Consider the following 14,787-nt stretch of genomic DNA (forward strand, 5'->3'; position numbering starts at 1 on the left):
TTAGTCAGTAATACTATTGAATCTGCGATTTGGGGAAAGAGATTCAATCTTTAAGTGTCTAGTTATAGAAACTTTCGTTTCTTAATTTTATTGTCTTTTAGTGCTCGTGGTAATCACTAAAATTTAACTTTGTTGTCTAAAAATCTGCATCAAATGAAATTTTTTGAGCATCTCCATCGGTATTCATTACACCTGATTTTTGATACTCTGCAACACGTTTTTCAAAGAAATTGGTTTTTCCCTGAAGTGAAATCATATCCATAAAGTCAAACGGATTTGCTGAACCATAAACGCGGTCACATCCTAATTCGACAAGTAATCTATCGGCAACAAATTCTAAATATTGCGTCATTAAAACGGCGTTCATACCGATTAAACTTACCGGAAGAGATTCTGTAACAAACTCTCTTTCGATGTTTAAAGCATCAACGATAATTTCTTTAATTCTATCTTTTGGAACTTTGTTTATTAAATGGTGGTTGTGTAAATGCACTGCAAAATCGCAATGAACTCCTTCGTCACGAGAAATTAACTCGTTTGAGAAAGTTAAACCTGGCATTAACCCACGTTTTTTCAACCAATAAATAGAACAAAATGCTCCCGAGAAGAAAATTCCTTCTACTGCTGCAAAAGCAATCAAACGCTCTGCAAATGAATCTGATTCAATCCATTTTAAAGCCCATTTTGCTTTCTTGGCAATTGCTGGAAAAACTTCCAAAGCATTAAACAATTCATCTTTCTCTGCTTCATCTTTTACATAAGTATCAATTAATAGTGAATAGGTTTCACTATGAATATTTTCCATCATGATTTGGAATCCGTAGAAAAATTTTGCTTCTGCATATTGTACTTCATTTACAAAGTTTTCGGCAAGATTTTCGTTTACAATTCCGTCTGATGCTGCAAAGAATGCTAATATGTGTTTAATGAAGTATCTTTCATCCTCCGACAACTTATTATTCCAGTCATTCAAGTCTTGATGCAAATCAATTTCCTCGGCAGTCCAAAAACTAGCTTCCATCTTTTTGTACCATTCCCAAATATCATGATGTTTGATAGGAAAAATTACGAAACGGTTCTTATTTTCTTGTAAAATTGGTTCGACTTGTGACATTATTGTTGTGTTTTATTTTAAAATTTTTCAATGAATTTTCATCCATTTCTGTAGACTACAAAGATTGTCATTTGTTGGCTAAAATAAAAGCCAAACTTATTCACAATCGGCTCTAGTTTTTAACAACGAGAGAAAAAAGAGATAATTTTCATACAATTATTAACTTATTGAAAATGAATTAATTAAAACCATTCAAATTACTACTAACAGCAGTAAAATATAGGATTTAAAAAATAAAAAGCAAGGAATTTTTATAAATTTTAAAAATCTTTTTTTGATTGATTTTTAAAAATTTTTATTAAAATATCGGCTTCTTTTAATTGTAGAAAACACGGTTGTTTTTAGGAGCGTTTCATGTCTTGTGCAACTTTATCAAGTTCCATATACCAATCTTCTCCAAACTTGCGAATTAAGGCTTCTTTCACAAATTTATACACAGGAACTTCAAGCTCCTGACCTAAAGAACAGGCTGCATCGCAGATATCCCATTTATCATAGTTAACTGCTGCAAACTCTGTAAAATCTTTTACACGAATTGGGTATAAATGACATGAAACTGGCTTTTTCCAGCTCACAATTCCTTGATTGTACGCTTGCTCGATACCACAAAGTGCAGTTTTACCGTCAAAAATTACATACGCACAATCTTTATTATCAATTAATGGTGTTTCCAAATCCCCATCAGTCCCTTTTACCCAGGTCCCTTGCGCTTCGATAACAGCAATTCCTTCTTTTCTTAAAAAGGGCTTAACTTTAGGATAAATTTCTTCCAGAATCTTTGTTTCCTCTTCACTCAACGGAGCTCCGGCATCGCCATCAACACAGCAAGCACCTTTACAAGCTGATAAATTGCAAACAAATTCTTTTTCAAGAATATCTTCTGAAACGATCGTTTTTCCTAATTGAAACATGATAATAAAATACTGAAATTTATAAAGTGCAAAGATAGGCAAAGAAAACAGATATATTTTTATTCTTTTTTCACGCAGATTTAGGAGGTAAAATATATTGAATTTTACAGCAAAGTGCCACAAAGTTTCCCCGCAAAGATTCTCAAAGCTAAATTTGATTAAGAATACTTAAAAAACATTTGTGCCACTTTGCGCAAAACTTTGCGAATCTTTGTGGCAAAAACAAATATTTGTTATAAAAATCTCTATCTTAACCACAAAGACGTGTTTTTATAACAAAAATACACTGATTTAATTATCTAATAAAAAAGCCCTAACTTTATTATCTACATTTGCACATTTTTAAACCCTAAATTAAAAATTATGTTAGAAATTGATTTTAAGGAAATTATCACCGTTGGAATGGTGCTTTTTGCAGTAATTGATATCGTGGGATCAATCCCGATCATTGTCAATTTAAGATCTAAGGTTGGACATATAGAATCCGAAAAAGCATCTGTGGTTGCTGGTTTAATAATGATCATTTTTCTTTTTATAGGCGAGGGCTTCCTTAAAATAATCGGAATCGACGTTCATTCATTTGCAGTAGCAGGATCTTTCGTTTTATTCTTTCTTGCATTAGAAATGATTTTGGGCATTCATATATATCGCAACGAAGAGGCTAGTTCAGCATCAATCGTTCCATTAGCCTTCCCATTAATTGCCGGAGCAGGAACCATGACAACTTTACTATCTTTGCGCTCACAATTTCACACTATTAATATAGTAATTGCAATTATCCTTAATATTATCTTAGTTTATATCGTCTTAAAATCATCTTCAAAAATAGAAAAAATGCTTGGCGAGAACGGACTGGGCGTGGTTCGCAAGACATTTGGAGTGGTACTTTTGGCCATTGCTGTTAAATTATTTGCAGCTAATGTTAAAGGTTTGTTTGTCTAAAATAAATTTTCATAAATTTACCCCCTCAGAAATACTTAAAAATCAAAATACTCGTTATTGGAAATCTCCAAAACAGTATTTCTTTTTTATATATTTCTTTTAATAGTTAGAAATAAATAGTTGTCTTATGAAAATTTTCACTTCCATATTAGTGCTTTTAGCAATCGCTTTAATCGTTTTCAATATTACATTGCTTGATTTTCAAAATCCCTTACAAGGAGATAGCGTTGTAGCTTTTATTGGAATCGCAGCTTCATTTTGCGCCGTACTAATTCTTTTAATTTTTAGAATTTCTAGAAAAATAGAAGAAAAAATGAACGATCAATAATAATATGTTTGACGTTTTAATTATTGGCGGAGGAGTATCAAGCGTATCCTGTGCACTTGTTTTAGGATCTGCACAAGGCAAACCTTTTGCAATCGATAAAAAAATTGGGGTTTTTACCCATCAAAAAAATTCTTCTCTCCAAGAAGCTCTTTTCAACAATGCTTATGGCATTGCACCTGGTAAATTAGGTTCTGAATTATTATCGGAAAGTACCGAACATTTAAGTCAGGAATATCCTCATATCGCTCAAATACCGAATGAGAAAGTAATAAAAATAGAAGGACAATACCCTGAATTTTTAATTACTACTAACAAAAGTACTTATAAGTCCAAAATGATTGTTGTAGGGATTGGATCTGCAAATACGTTTGCGATCGAAGGGTTAATGGAATATATTGAACCTCACAAAAAAGCACTTCCCGAGAAACAACGCATTCAACTAAAAAATATAGATCACAAAGTAACCGAGGGCATTTATGTTATTGGTACTCTTGCAGGATGGAGAAGCCAACTGGCAATTGCCGCAGGAAGTGGAGCAGCTGTTGCAACAGATATTTTAACGGTTTGGAATAATGGCGTACAAACTCATGCTCACGATAGTATTCGATAGTTACATCATATCAATAAAACATTTAAACCATTAAGAGATTAAGTTTATTAAGCGCCAAAGCTTATTTTTCTTAATCTCTTAATGGTTCATCTTTTTAAATCAGTTTCGCTCTACTTAACCGAAACTATTTCTTTTACTTTCAGATGTTTTTCGGTGTCAGCTTTCCAGATTTCTCCTTTTAAGGAAACTACATCACCTTCTTTCAATTTTTTATAGTTTTCTGGTCCGCCAAGGTTTACAATACTAATTGTCGCAAAATAAATTTCGTTTTTCTCTGTTTTTATCCTTGCTGTATATCCGTCTTTACCAAGTTCGATAGACTCAACTTTTCCTGAAATCGTATTTTTATCTTTCATACATACACAAGAAACCACAAAAGCCATTAACACTAATAGGAAACTTATCCTTTTTAAATTTTTCATATTTATTATTTAACTGCAAAGCTCACAATCCCGTAACGACGTTTCGGGATTGGAATACGCAAAATTCGCTAAGTCTTATTTAATTTTGTTAATTCTATTTCAATTGTGTACAACTTCCAGCAATGATTTTTAAATTCTCCTCAAATTGTTTCCAAACTCTAATATATCGAAAAACTCCATCTAAGAAATCATTACCATACTCTCCTTTTAATAAAATCGTAACACCTACAACTGCCGTATCACCAATTATATTAATAATTTGATCTGAAGCTTCTAATACATCGATTTTTATTTTACCGGAACGATACGAATCCAAATCGATTTCCTTTGTAATAGTTTGTCCATCGGGTAAATTAAACAACAAATCATCATGAAGGGATTTTTCCAGAGCTAAAACATCAGCATTTTTAATTGCTGTTAAAAACTCAATTTCGGCATTTACAATAGTCTTTACTTCCATTTGAAAAAAATTAGGGTTATTTTTTCTGATTTAGAACTGCTTTGATCATAGCATCGTTTTTCAAAATCACATCATAATAGTAAATTTCACCATATAACTGTCTGGCAAATTCGGCTGTGATATAACGGCTAACAATTGCTTTATTTTTATCCAATTTTAAATCTAATCCATTCTGGAAAAGATACTTCTGAAAGGTATTAAAATAATCATCTGTTGCTCGCATTTTTGACACAAACTCTTGATAATTTAATCCTGTAAATACTTTTCGGTTTTTATCCAATTGCTCAAAAACAAAATGACCTACAATGCCTGTTTGCAATAAATAAGCCGAACCTTCACTTCCGTGCTCTATTTCTATAGGCACAAAAACATCTGGCACGATTCCGCCGCCGCCATAAACAATTTTACCTTTGGGTGTTTTATATTTTAATGTATCAACTACTTTAATACTGTCTTTATTATATAATTCTCCATTTTTAAAACGGGAATCCGATTCTTTAAAATAATCTTCATTTCCATGACTATATGGCTTCTGGATAGATCGTCCTGTGGGCGTGTAATATCTCGCAACGGTTAATCGAACAGCAGATCCATCATTAAAATCCATTTCGCGCTGCACCAATCCTTTCCCAAACGAACGGCGACCAATTATAATTCCACGATCATTATCTTGTATTGCTCCAGCCAAGATCTCACTTGCCGAAGCACTGTTTTCATTAATTAGTATAGATACTTTCCCGTTCTCAAAACTTCCCTCTCCTGTTGCGTATGTTTTTTCGGTTTGCCCATTTTTATTTTTAGTAAAAACGATAAGTTGTTTGTCTTTTAAGAATTCATCGGCAATAGCAACGGCTTCTTCCATATAACCTCCTCCATTATCCCGAAGATCGATAATAAGTGATTGGATTCCTTTTTGCTTTAGCTTAGTTAAACCAGCCTTGAATTCGCCAAAAGTTGTTTCGGCAAAACGATTGATCTTTATATATCCGGTGTTTTTATCCAATAACATCGAAACATCGACGCTTTTTATCGGAATAACATCTCTCTTTATCTTAACCTTTAATTTCTTTTGTTCTGATTTTCGGTAAACGGTCAGTTCAATCTCTGTTCCCTTTTCTCCTTTTAATTTGGCAAATAAACTATCCGATGGAAGTCTTCTTCCAAACAATTTTGTCTTTCCTACATACAAAATCCTATCTCCTGCCTGAATACCTGCTTTTGCCGAAGGGCCATTTTCTACAGGTTTTATTATCGCAACTGAATCTTTATACATATAAAAATTCACTCCGATACCTACAAAATCACCTTTCATACTTTCGGCAACTTCTACTTGTTCGCTTGGCGGAATATAAACTGAATGTGGATCTAATTTAGACAAAATATTATCCACTGTAAGATTAACTATAGAATCGGTATTTACACTATCTACATACTCATTATTAATAAAATCAATTAGTTTATTGAGTTTATTTTTAGAGTTATTTTTGGCTAGGAATTGATCCTGTGCCGGAGTACTTAAGAAACTCCCAAGAACCGTCCCCAGAGCTAAAGTTACTCCAATAACTATTGGCAAATATTTCGGATTGAATTTCATATGAAGATACTATTTGTTCTTTACTGGAATGTGCTATCGCTATTCTTCATAAATATTGGTCTCGAATCAAAATGTTTTTTTACTCCTCCAGCACTGGAATATGCTCGACTTCTATACCTGCTTTTATCAAAAACTGAATCCCCGAATCATCGCGATATCCATTATGATACACCACTCTTTTTATTCCCGATTGGTGAATTAACTTACTACATTCTTTGCACGGAGAAAGCGTTATATACAACGTTGCTCCTTCGCAAGACTGGGTAGATCTTGCTACCTTTAAAATTGCATTTGCTTCGGCATGCAAAACATCCCAACGCGTTAATCCATCTTCATCTTCGCAGCAATTTTCAAAACCGGATGGTGTACCATTATAACCATCAGAAATAATCATACGATCTTTTACGATAATTGCACCAACTTGTTTTCTTTTACAATACGATAATAAGCTCCATTCTTTTGCAATACGCAAATAGGCTTTATCGTATCTATTTAATTTTTTATTTTCCATATTCTATCTCTTCCATATTTCGCTCTCAATAACCATAGGAATAACAACTCCTATTATAAATGCCGACATCGCCAAAGTCCAATCGCGTTTTGAAAAACGAAAAATAGTCTGTACAATATAAGAGAGAATTAAAACTATAAAAACCACAATAATCTGAGCCGCTTCAATCCCTAATGCAAATTCTCCCAAGGGAATTAATTTTGAACTTGCTGTACCTCCTAATATTGTTTTAAAATAATTAGAAAATCCCAGTCCGTGAATAATCCCAAAGAAAAGCGCTATAAAAAATACCAGATTAATACTTTCTGTTTTAGATGATTTTCCTGCTGTAAAAAAATTAAAAAATGCTGTTATTAAAATCGTTATCGGAATTAAAAATTCGACAATATTTACTTTAATAGCAACGATTCCATAAACCGAAAGCAATAATGCCAATGTGTGTCCAACAGTGAATACGGTTACAAGAAGCAAAATTCTTTTCCAATCCTTAAATGCATAAGGAATAGTTAGTGCTATTAAAAACAATACGTGATCGTAAGCATGAATATCTAGAACGTGTTTTAATCCTATTTGAAAATAAATCCAAAAATCTGACATGGGTAATTTTTATTTAAATTGATAAAGGGTGTGTAAACTTACGATTAATTTTGAAAATGGTAGATTGCTATTCTAAAATCATTAAATAAAAATACGTTAAAATTGCTGTTCTTCAAATTATAAAAATTATGAGAAAATTAAAATTAATAATTTAAAAATAGAATTATCTTTGTAGGACAAAAACCAATTAATTATGTCATTTTCAGATTTATTTGATAGCGAATTTAAACTAAGAAATAAAGGTCATTTTTCAGCTATTGTTCGTGTAGCTCTTGCAGATGGAAAAACAAATCAAGAAGAAAAAGCTTTTTTAGACAAGTTGGCTTCTCGATTAGAAATTTCGGACGAAGAGTATAAAGAGATTCTTGCAGATCCTTTTAATTACCCTATAAATGCTCCTTATTTGTATTCACAACGTCTAGAACGTTTGTTCGATTTGGCTCGTATGGTACACACAGACCACCACTTAGGAGATACTCAAGAACTTATGTTAAGAAAACTTGGATTAGCTCTTGGATTCACTCCAGGAAACGTAAACTACATTATTGCAAAAGCACTTTCATTAGTAGATAAAAAAGTAGATTTAGATACTTTTACTTTCGAAATGCAAAATATGAATAAATAGAAAGTATTCAGTATTTAGTCGCAGTATTCAGTTTACAAACGGGTACTAAAAGCTGAGACAATACTAGAACTGGTACTAAAAACAAAACCCGACTTAGTAAAAGTCGGGTTTTGTTTTTTATACTACTTCGCTTTACGCATAAACTCTTCGGCTTTTTCTACCATATTATAGCTTCCGCAAAAGAAAGGAACACGCTGGTGTAATTCTGTTGGATTGATCTCCATAATTCTATCAAATCCATCAGATGCTTTTCCTCCTGCTTGCTCTGCGATAAATGCCATCGGATTACATTCGTATAATAAACGTAGCTTTCCTTTTGGTGCTTTGCTACTTGTAGGATATAAATAAATTCCACCTTTAATCATATTTCGATGAAAATCGGAAACTAAACTTCCTATATATCTCGAAGTATAAGGTCTGTCTTCTTCTTCATGCTGGCAATATTTAATATAATCTTTTACTCCTTGTGGAAAATGAACATAATTTCCCTCATTCACAGAATAAATATGTCCATCTTTTGAATATTTCATATTGGGGTGTGACAAATAAAATGTCCCAATTGCCGGGTTTAAAGTAAATCCATTTACACCATAACCTGTTGTATAAACCAACATTGTCGAAGTTCCATAAATTACATATCCTGCTGCAACCTGATTAATTCCTGGTTGCAAAAAATCTTCGAGCATAACTGGAGTTCCTATTGGTGTAATCCTTCTATAAACCGAAAAAATTGTCCCCACAGAAACATTTACATCAATATTCGACGAACCATCAAGTGGATCCATCAAAACAACGTACTTATTATTATGACTGTTATCACTTCCCTGAACTGTGATAAATTCATCATTTTCTTCAGAGGCAATTCCGCATACAATCTCACGATTGATTAATGTTTGAATAAAAACCTCATTAGCGTAGACATCTAATTTTTGTTGATCTTCTCCTTGTATGTTTTGCTCACCAGCTGCACCAACGATGTCGACCAAGCCGGCTTTGTTTACTTTATAATTAACGACTTTGGCCGCCAATCGTATAGAGTTGATAATTCGAGAAAGCTCTCCCGACGAATACTGAAATGCTTTTTGGTTCTCAATAATAAACTCTCCTAGTGTTTTATTGCGTTCTTCCATTATACTATATCGTTGTAGATTTTTTTTTGAAGTCACAAATATCGCCTTTTTTGTGAAATTGATTTAAAAATTATTTAGTTAGTTTGTCCGTATTGTATATTTGTTAATCAAAAGTAAAAATTGAGTTCAAAAAAATCATTATTTTAGCTATAAACACATTAATAATAAGAATTTATGAATATTAGAAAAGGAAATCCTGAAGATATGAAAGCTGTTTTAGGCTTGATTCAGGAGCTGGCCATATTCGAAAAAGAACCAGATGCAGTTTTGGTAACCGAAAGCGACTTGATTCGTGACGGCTTTGGAGAAACTCCTCTTTTTCATGTATTTGTGGCCGAAGTCGATGCCGAAATAGTGGGTATTGCCTTATACTATTACCGATTCTCGACCTGGAAAGGCAAAACAATACACTTGGAGGATTTAATTGTAAAAGATAAGATGCGCGGATCTGGTTTGGGATTTGCTTTATACTCTGAAATTATGAAACAAGCCAAGAAGGATAAGGTAAGAAGAGTTGAATGGAATGTACTTGACTGGAATACTCCTGCGGTTAAATTCTATGAAAATTCTGGCGCTAAAATTCTCGAAGAATGGCGTGTTGTACAAATGGATGAAGCCGGAGTCGATACTTTCCTGGAAAGAAATAAAAATTAAAACACAATATATAATTAAGATATAATAAATAATAATGAGAGTATTCAAATTTGGTGGTGCCTCAGTGAAAGATGCTGAAGGAATTAGAAACGTGTATGACGTTTTGCAAAAAGTAGGTTATGAAGATGTATTGCTTGTAGTTTCGGCTATGGGAAAAACCACAAACGCTCTTGAGGTTGTAATAAAGAATTATTTTGAGAAATCGACCGAATTAAACTCATCGGTTCAAGAAGTAAAAAAATACCATAATCAGATATTATTAGATTTATTCGAAAATGAAAAACAGGAAGTTTTTACTGCTGTAAACGCACTTTTTTCTGAGTTAGAGTACTTCCTTGCACATAATAAATCTCCTAATTACAATTTTGTTTATGACCAAATCGTAAGCTTTGGAGAATTAATTTCGACTACAATTTTAAGTCATTTTATGAATTTTATGGGTATCCAAACACAATGGATTGATGTTCGTAATTTCATAAAAACCAATGCCAATTACAGAGATGCTGAAGTAGATTGGGAATTGACTCAAAAAAATATTGGTAAAAATGTAAAGCGAAAAATGCTAAACATTACTCAAGGATTCTTAGGTGCCGATGAAAACAATTTTACAACTACTTTGGGTCGAGAAGGTTCGGATTATACTGCTGCAATTTTTGCTTATTGCCTAAATGCCGAAAGTGTTACTATCTGGAAAGATGTTCCAGGTGTAATGAATGCCGATCCACGTTATTTTGAAAATGCAAGTTTGCTTAATCAAATTTCATATCGTGAAGCTATCGAATTGGCATTTTACGGAGCAACTGTTATTCATCCAAAGACATTACAACCTTTACAGAAAAAAGAAATTCCATTGTATGTAAAATCGTTTATAAATCCATTACTTAAAGGGACAAGCGTTTCCAAAGGTGTAGATTTAGAACCTTATTTACCTTGTTTTATCGTAAAAAGAAACCAGCTTTTGATTTCTCTTTCATCGATAGATTTTTCTTTTATCATGGAAGAAAACATCAGTGAGATTTTTGCTTTATTCCATGAATTTAAAATTAAAGTAAATTTAATTCAGAATTCGGCGATTAGTTTTTCTGTATGTGTAGAGGATAAATTTGAGAATTTCAATGAATTGAATGCTATTCTTTCTAAGAAATTCAAAGTTGATTACAGCGAAAATGTTACTTTATATACAATTCGTCATTTTGATGATAAAGCTGCCCAAGCTGTTGAAGGAAACAAAGTTGTTTTACTAAAACAAGTAAGCCGCGAAACCATGCAAGTGGTAACGAAAGAATTGGATTAATTTTTCATTAAAAAGTTAATCACATAATTGTCAATCCCCAAAAGGTTTCATCTAAAAAATGAAGCCTTTTTTTTTGTTTTATAAAGAAATCTCTGCTTATAAGTTTAATTATTAAATACTACTTTTGACGTTTTGGAGTTAAAGTATTTATGTTTAAAAAATTACTCTTTTGGATTGTAATTATTTTTTGTTCTGGACTTCATGCTCAGGAAATAAACTCGTACTATAAAACCAAAAAAATTGGTACTTCCCGAGATACTATTCATTTGGAGAACTTTAGTATTAACTCTAATTTTTTTCAACTTTTAGACATTAACAAGCAACCTATAGACAGCACTTTATATAAAGTAAATTTCCAGAAAGGAACATTACTCTTAAGTGATAGAATAGTGTCGGATTCCTTAACGGTTGAATACTTAAAACTTCCCGACATCCTAACCAAGGAGTATAAAATTTATGATTCTAGCAGGATTGTAAGCAACGGTGTAACTTCTGAATCTTTATATCAGATACAACCAAAAAATGTTAAAACAGCTACTCCTTTTGATGGATTAAATACTTCGGGAAGTATTACTCGCGGAATCACTATTGGGAATAATCAGAATACGGTATTAAATTCAAATCTGGATCTTCAGATTACCGGAAAAATTTCCGAAAAAGTAAATATCCGTGCTTCATTACAAGACAATAATATTCCGCTACAAGATGGTGGGTATTCCCAAAAACTAGATCAATTTGATAATATATTTATTGAATTATTTAGTAATGACTGGGCATTACGAGCCGGAGATATCTTTCTTGAAAACAAAAAAACGCAATTCCTTAATTTTGATAAAAAGGTTCAGGGCCTTGCTGTAAACTTAAATTTTGGTGACGAAGACAATAAAACAAATGTATTTGCATCGGCAGCAATAGTAAAAGGACAATATGCCAAAAGTAATATTACCGGAAAAGAAGGAAATCAAGGTCCTTATAAACTAACTGGTCAAAACGGTGAGTTATATATACTGGTAATTTCGGGTTCTGAAAGAGTATATGTAAATGGTGTTTTATTAAAACGAGGCGAAAACAAAGATTACACTATCGATTATAATGCGGGAGAAATTACCTTTACCTCTCTTTTCACGATAACTTCAGAGATGCGAATAAGCATCGAATATCAATATTCCAATCAAAACTATACGCGATTTGTTACTTATGCCGGAGTTACACATGAAAGTAAAAAATGGAGTCTTAGCGGTTATTTATATTCCGAAAATGACTTAAAAAATCAGCCATTACAGCAAAACCTAACAAAGGAACAAGTCGAAATACTAAGCAATGCCGGAGATGATACAAATGCTATGATTGCGCCTTCTGCTTACGCAGATACCTATTCTGCAAATAAAATTCTCTATAGAAAAATAATTCTCAATGGAGCGGAAGTCTATGAATTCTCCAATGATCCAAAAGACGAATTATATAATGTGAAATTTAATCTGGTTGGTGCGCTAGCTGGGAATTACATCCTTAAAAACGTAAATACTATAGATAGAATCTACGAATATGTTGCTCCTGTAAATGGTATTCCGCAGGGAAATTATGCTCCTATTATTAAACTGGTTGCTCCTATAAAATTGCAAGTTGCTACCTTTTTAGGAAAATATAATCCAACCGAAAAGACTGCTTTCGATTTTGAGATAGGCGTTAGCAACCATGACGAGAATTTATTTTCCAATTTGCAAGACGCAAATAATAAAGGGATTGCTGCCAAAATAAATACAAAACAACGTTTATTTACAAAAAGCTGGAATCTTGATGCATTCGTAAATTATCAATTTATTCAGGAGAATTTTAAATCTGTTGAGCGACTTTATAATATTGAGTTTAATCGTGATTGGAATTTACCGGCAACTCAATTTGGCAATCAGAGTTTATTGATTTCCGGATTAAATTTTGATTTATTCCCTCAAAAAAAGACTTCGGATATAGGATTGGCAACTTATCAATTTGAAAATTTAGATTTTACCGAAAACTACTCCGGAAGCCGACATACTCTTAATGGTCTTTTTAAACTAAAAAATTGGGTTATTCAAAATCAAGGAAGCTTATTAAATAGTAACAGCACTGTATCTACATCTACATTTTTAAGAAATCAATCGCAAGCTCGTTATCATTTTAATAAAAATTGGATTGGAGGAACTATACAACTCGAGGACAATCAGGAAAAGAGTAAAGAAACAAATCAATTTTCGGCTTTAAGCCAAAGATTCAATGAATACGGTTTATTTATAGGTCGTGGTGACAGTACTAAAGTATTTGTTGAATTAGGCTTCTTAAGACGAAGCAATGATAGTTTACAAAATGGATTATTACAACATGTAAACAACTCCCAAACATATTATTTTAGGTCTAAGCTAATACAAACTGCCAAAAGCGATTTATCCGTATTTGCAAGTTATAGAGTACTGGAATTTGAAGATGCATCCAAAAAAAGAGAACCTTCCTTAAATTCAAGAATTCTATATAACGACCGTTTTTTCAATCAATTTATCCTAACTACCACAGCATATGAAACCAGCTCTGGGACTATTCCTCAACAAGATTATACTTATCTGGAAGTTCCTGCAGGAAAGGGTGTCTATACCTGGAATGATTATAATAATAACGGAATTCAGGAATTACAGGAATTTGAAGTTGCAGCATTTATAGATCAAGCCAAATATATTAGGATATTTTTACCTAATCGAATTTACATTAAAACAAATCAAAATAAGTTTTCGCAATCTGTAACATTAAACCCAAATCAATGGTTAAATGAAACTGGAATAAAAAAAATAATTTCCTATTTCTATAATCAAACCTCATTTATATTAGATAGAAAAGTAAAGAGTAATGGAGATCGTTTTGAGCTCAATCCTTTTAGTTCATCAGAAGAAAATGTTCTGGGTTTAAATTCCAGTTTTAGGAACAGCTTATTCTATAATCGAGGCAAGCAAAAACATTCAACAACCTATACTTATTTGCAAAACAAAAGCAAAAACTTACTTACAATAGGATCTCAACAAGCCACAAATAGTTCACATCAATTGCAATATTCTCATTTATATCAAAAAAGCTGGTTATTTGGATTTTTTACTAAAACCATACAAACAGATCTTATTTCGGAAAGCTTTCCTGAAAAAAACTATAGGTTAACAGGATATCAGTTGGCTCCAAAAATTAGTTACCTGTTTTCTAAAAATACAAGTTTGGATTTCTTTTATGAGATTCAGAATAAAAATAATCAAATCGGTGAAGAAGAAACTTTGAAACAAACCCGCTTAGGAACATCATTTTCCTATGCCGGTGATAAAAAAGTGACCTTAAATGGGGAATTCTCTTTTTACCAAAATAAATTTACAGGAAACGAATTCTCATCTGTAGGATTTCAAATGCTAGAAGGACTACAAACTGGACAAAATCTGGTATGGAGATTACTGTTACAGAAAAATATAACACAATTTTTGGATGTTAATGTTAACTATCAAGGTCGAAAAGGCGAGACTGGATCAACTATTCACACAGGAAATATTCAACTAAGAGCTTATTTTTAACACATTTTAGAAAATATTAA

Annotated in this window: 15 protein-coding genes; 7 read left to right on the top strand and 8 right to left on the bottom strand. The window is 32.4% G+C overall.

Annotated features, from left to right (window positions below; genetic code table 11):
* Nucleotides 1-136: 136 nt before the first annotated feature.
* Both OIU83_RS16470 and OIU83_RS16475 read right to left on the bottom strand, forming a co-directional pair.
* The gene (locus tag OIU83_RS16470; RefSeq protein WP_264207358.1) at nt 137-1,114 is read right to left on the bottom strand and encodes a ribonucleotide-diphosphate reductase subunit beta; all 978 of its coding nucleotides are present in this window, start codon (nt 1,112-1,114) and stop codon (nt 137-139) included.
* A 341-nt stretch (nt 1,115-1,455) separates the two neighbouring features.
* Nucleotides 1,456-2,025 carry a DUF3109 family protein gene (locus OIU83_RS16475; RefSeq protein ID WP_264207359.1) on the bottom strand — a complete coding sequence of 190 codons (570 nt, stop codon included), beginning with the start codon at nt 2,023-2,025 and terminating at the stop codon, nt 1,456-1,458.
* Between the two features lie 363 nt (nt 2,026-2,388).
* Here OIU83_RS16475 and OIU83_RS16480 point away from each other — a divergent pair, with 363 nt between their 5' ends.
* From OIU83_RS16480 to OIU83_RS16490, 3 genes are all read left to right on the top strand, one after another.
* The gene (locus OIU83_RS16480; RefSeq protein ID WP_264207360.1) at nt 2,389-2,967 is read left to right on the top strand and encodes a MarC family protein; all 579 of its coding nucleotides are present in this window, start codon (nt 2,389-2,391) and stop codon (nt 2,965-2,967) included.
* A 127-nt stretch (nt 2,968-3,094) separates the two neighbouring features.
* Complete coding sequence (locus OIU83_RS16485) at nt 3,095-3,295, top strand: hypothetical protein (protein WP_264207361.1); 201 nt, start codon at nt 3,095-3,097, stop codon at nt 3,293-3,295.
* A gap of 4 nt (nt 3,296-3,299) precedes the next feature.
* A complete protein-coding gene (locus OIU83_RS16490) occupies nt 3,300-3,905 on the top strand; it encodes an NAD(P)/FAD-dependent oxidoreductase (RefSeq protein ID WP_264207362.1) in 606 nt (201 codons plus the stop codon).
* Between the two features lie 110 nt (nt 3,906-4,015).
* On the opposite strand, the gene OIU83_RS16495 is transcribed toward OIU83_RS16490, so the two are convergent.
* The 5 genes from OIU83_RS16495 to OIU83_RS16515 all read right to left on the bottom strand — a co-directional run bounded on the left by OIU83_RS16495 (nt 4,016) and on the right by OIU83_RS16515 (nt 7,489).
* A complete protein-coding gene (locus OIU83_RS16495; RefSeq protein WP_264207363.1) occupies nt 4,016-4,327 on the bottom strand; it encodes a hypothetical protein in 312 nt (103 codons plus the stop codon).
* A gap of 94 nt (nt 4,328-4,421) precedes the next feature.
* Nucleotides 4,422-4,787, bottom strand: a complete 366-nt coding sequence (locus OIU83_RS16500) for a nuclear transport factor 2 family protein (protein WP_264207364.1) — start codon at nt 4,785-4,787, stop codon at nt 4,422-4,424.
* Nucleotides 4,788-4,803: 16 nt separating this feature from the next.
* The gene (locus OIU83_RS16505) at nt 4,804-6,381 is read right to left on the bottom strand and encodes a S41 family peptidase (RefSeq protein ID WP_264207365.1); all 1,578 of its coding nucleotides are present in this window, start codon (nt 6,379-6,381) and stop codon (nt 4,804-4,806) included.
* A 79-nt stretch (nt 6,382-6,460) separates the two neighbouring features.
* Nucleotides 6,461-6,892, bottom strand: a complete 432-nt coding sequence (locus OIU83_RS16510; RefSeq protein WP_264207366.1) for a deoxycytidylate deaminase — start codon at nt 6,890-6,892, stop codon at nt 6,461-6,463.
* A gap of 3 nt (nt 6,893-6,895) precedes the next feature.
* Entirely contained in the window at nt 6,896-7,489 is a 594-nt protein-coding gene (locus OIU83_RS16515) for a HupE/UreJ family protein (RefSeq protein WP_264207367.1), read from the bottom strand.
* 193 nt (nt 7,490-7,682) lie between these two features.
* Between OIU83_RS16515 and OIU83_RS16520 the strand changes: the two genes are divergently transcribed.
* Nucleotides 7,683-8,114, top strand: coding sequence for a TerB family tellurite resistance protein (locus OIU83_RS16520; RefSeq protein ID WP_264207368.1), 432 nt, complete (start codon nt 7,683-7,685; stop codon nt 8,112-8,114).
* A 122-nt stretch (nt 8,115-8,236) separates the two neighbouring features.
* Here OIU83_RS16520 and fbp read toward each other — a convergent pair whose 3' ends face one another.
* On the bottom strand, nt 8,237-9,244 hold the full coding sequence (gene fbp / locus OIU83_RS16525) for a class 1 fructose-bisphosphatase (RefSeq protein ID WP_264207436.1): 1,008 nt from the start codon (nt 9,242-9,244) through the stop codon (nt 8,237-8,239).
* Between the two features lie 174 nt (nt 9,245-9,418).
* Between fbp and OIU83_RS16530 the strand changes: the two genes are divergently transcribed.
* The 3 genes from OIU83_RS16530 (at nt 9,419) to OIU83_RS16540 (ending at nt 14,767) form a co-directional block, all read left to right on the top strand.
* Nucleotides 9,419-9,898 (top strand): GNAT family N-acetyltransferase, encoded by a 480-nt coding sequence (locus OIU83_RS16530; RefSeq protein ID WP_264207369.1) that lies wholly within the window; start codon nt 9,419-9,421, stop codon nt 9,896-9,898.
* 34 nt (nt 9,899-9,932) lie between these two features.
* Nucleotides 9,933-11,192: an aspartate kinase gene (locus tag OIU83_RS16535; RefSeq protein WP_264207370.1), complete on the top strand. Its 1,260-nt coding sequence runs from the start codon at nt 9,933-9,935 to the stop codon at nt 11,190-11,192.
* Between the two features lie 149 nt (nt 11,193-11,341).
* A complete protein-coding gene (locus tag OIU83_RS16540) occupies nt 11,342-14,767 on the top strand; it encodes a hypothetical protein (RefSeq protein ID WP_264207371.1) in 3,426 nt (1,141 codons plus the stop codon).
* The last annotated feature ends 20 nt before the right edge of the window (nt 14,768-14,787 follow it).

It is taken from the genome of Flavobacterium shii (assembly GCF_025847235.1).
GTDB lineage: Bacteria > Bacteroidota > Bacteroidia > Flavobacteriales > Flavobacteriaceae > Flavobacterium > Flavobacterium shii.

What these genes read in the sequence shown, in the direction of transcription:
- OIU83_RS16540 (WP_264207371.1), top strand. Translation starts at nt 11,342, where the DNA reads ATGTTTAAAAAATTACTCTTTTGGATTGTAATTATTTTTTGTTCTGGA.
- OIU83_RS16470 (WP_264207358.1), bottom strand. Translation starts at nt 1,114, where the DNA reads ATGTCACAAGTCGAACCAATTTTACAAGAAAATAAGAACCGTTTCGTA.
- OIU83_RS16505 (WP_264207365.1), bottom strand. Translation starts at nt 6,381, where the DNA reads ATGAAATTCAATCCGAAATATTTGCCAATAGTTATTGGAGTAACTTTA.
- OIU83_RS16475 (WP_264207359.1), bottom strand. Translation starts at nt 2,025, where the DNA reads ATGTTTCAATTAGGAAAAACGATCGTTTCAGAAGATATTCTTGAAAAA.
- OIU83_RS16490 (WP_264207362.1), top strand. Translation starts at nt 3,300, where the DNA reads ATGTTTGACGTTTTAATTATTGGCGGAGGAGTATCAAGCGTATCCTGT.
- OIU83_RS16515 (WP_264207367.1), bottom strand. Translation starts at nt 7,489, where the DNA reads ATGTCAGATTTTTGGATTTATTTTCAAATAGGATTAAAACACGTTCTA.
- OIU83_RS16530 (WP_264207369.1), top strand. Translation starts at nt 9,419, where the DNA reads ATGAATATTAGAAAAGGAAATCCTGAAGATATGAAAGCTGTTTTAGGC.
- OIU83_RS16485 (WP_264207361.1), top strand. Translation starts at nt 3,095, where the DNA reads ATGAAAATTTTCACTTCCATATTAGTGCTTTTAGCAATCGCTTTAATC.
- OIU83_RS16500 (WP_264207364.1), bottom strand. Translation starts at nt 4,787, where the DNA reads ATGGAAGTAAAGACTATTGTAAATGCCGAAATTGAGTTTTTAACAGCA.
- OIU83_RS16510 (WP_264207366.1), bottom strand. Translation starts at nt 6,892, where the DNA reads ATGGAAAATAAAAAATTAAATAGATACGATAAAGCCTATTTGCGTATT.
- OIU83_RS16480 (WP_264207360.1), top strand. Translation starts at nt 2,389, where the DNA reads ATGTTAGAAATTGATTTTAAGGAAATTATCACCGTTGGAATGGTGCTT.
- OIU83_RS16535 (WP_264207370.1), top strand. Translation starts at nt 9,933, where the DNA reads ATGAGAGTATTCAAATTTGGTGGTGCCTCAGTGAAAGATGCTGAAGGA.
- OIU83_RS16495 (WP_264207363.1), bottom strand. Translation starts at nt 4,327, where the DNA reads ATGAAAAATTTAAAAAGGATAAGTTTCCTATTAGTGTTAATGGCTTTT.
- OIU83_RS16520 (WP_264207368.1), top strand. Translation starts at nt 7,683, where the DNA reads ATGTCATTTTCAGATTTATTTGATAGCGAATTTAAACTAAGAAATAAA.
- fbp (WP_264207436.1), bottom strand. Translation starts at nt 9,244, where the DNA reads ATGGAAGAACGCAATAAAACACTAGGAGAGTTTATTATTGAGAACCAA.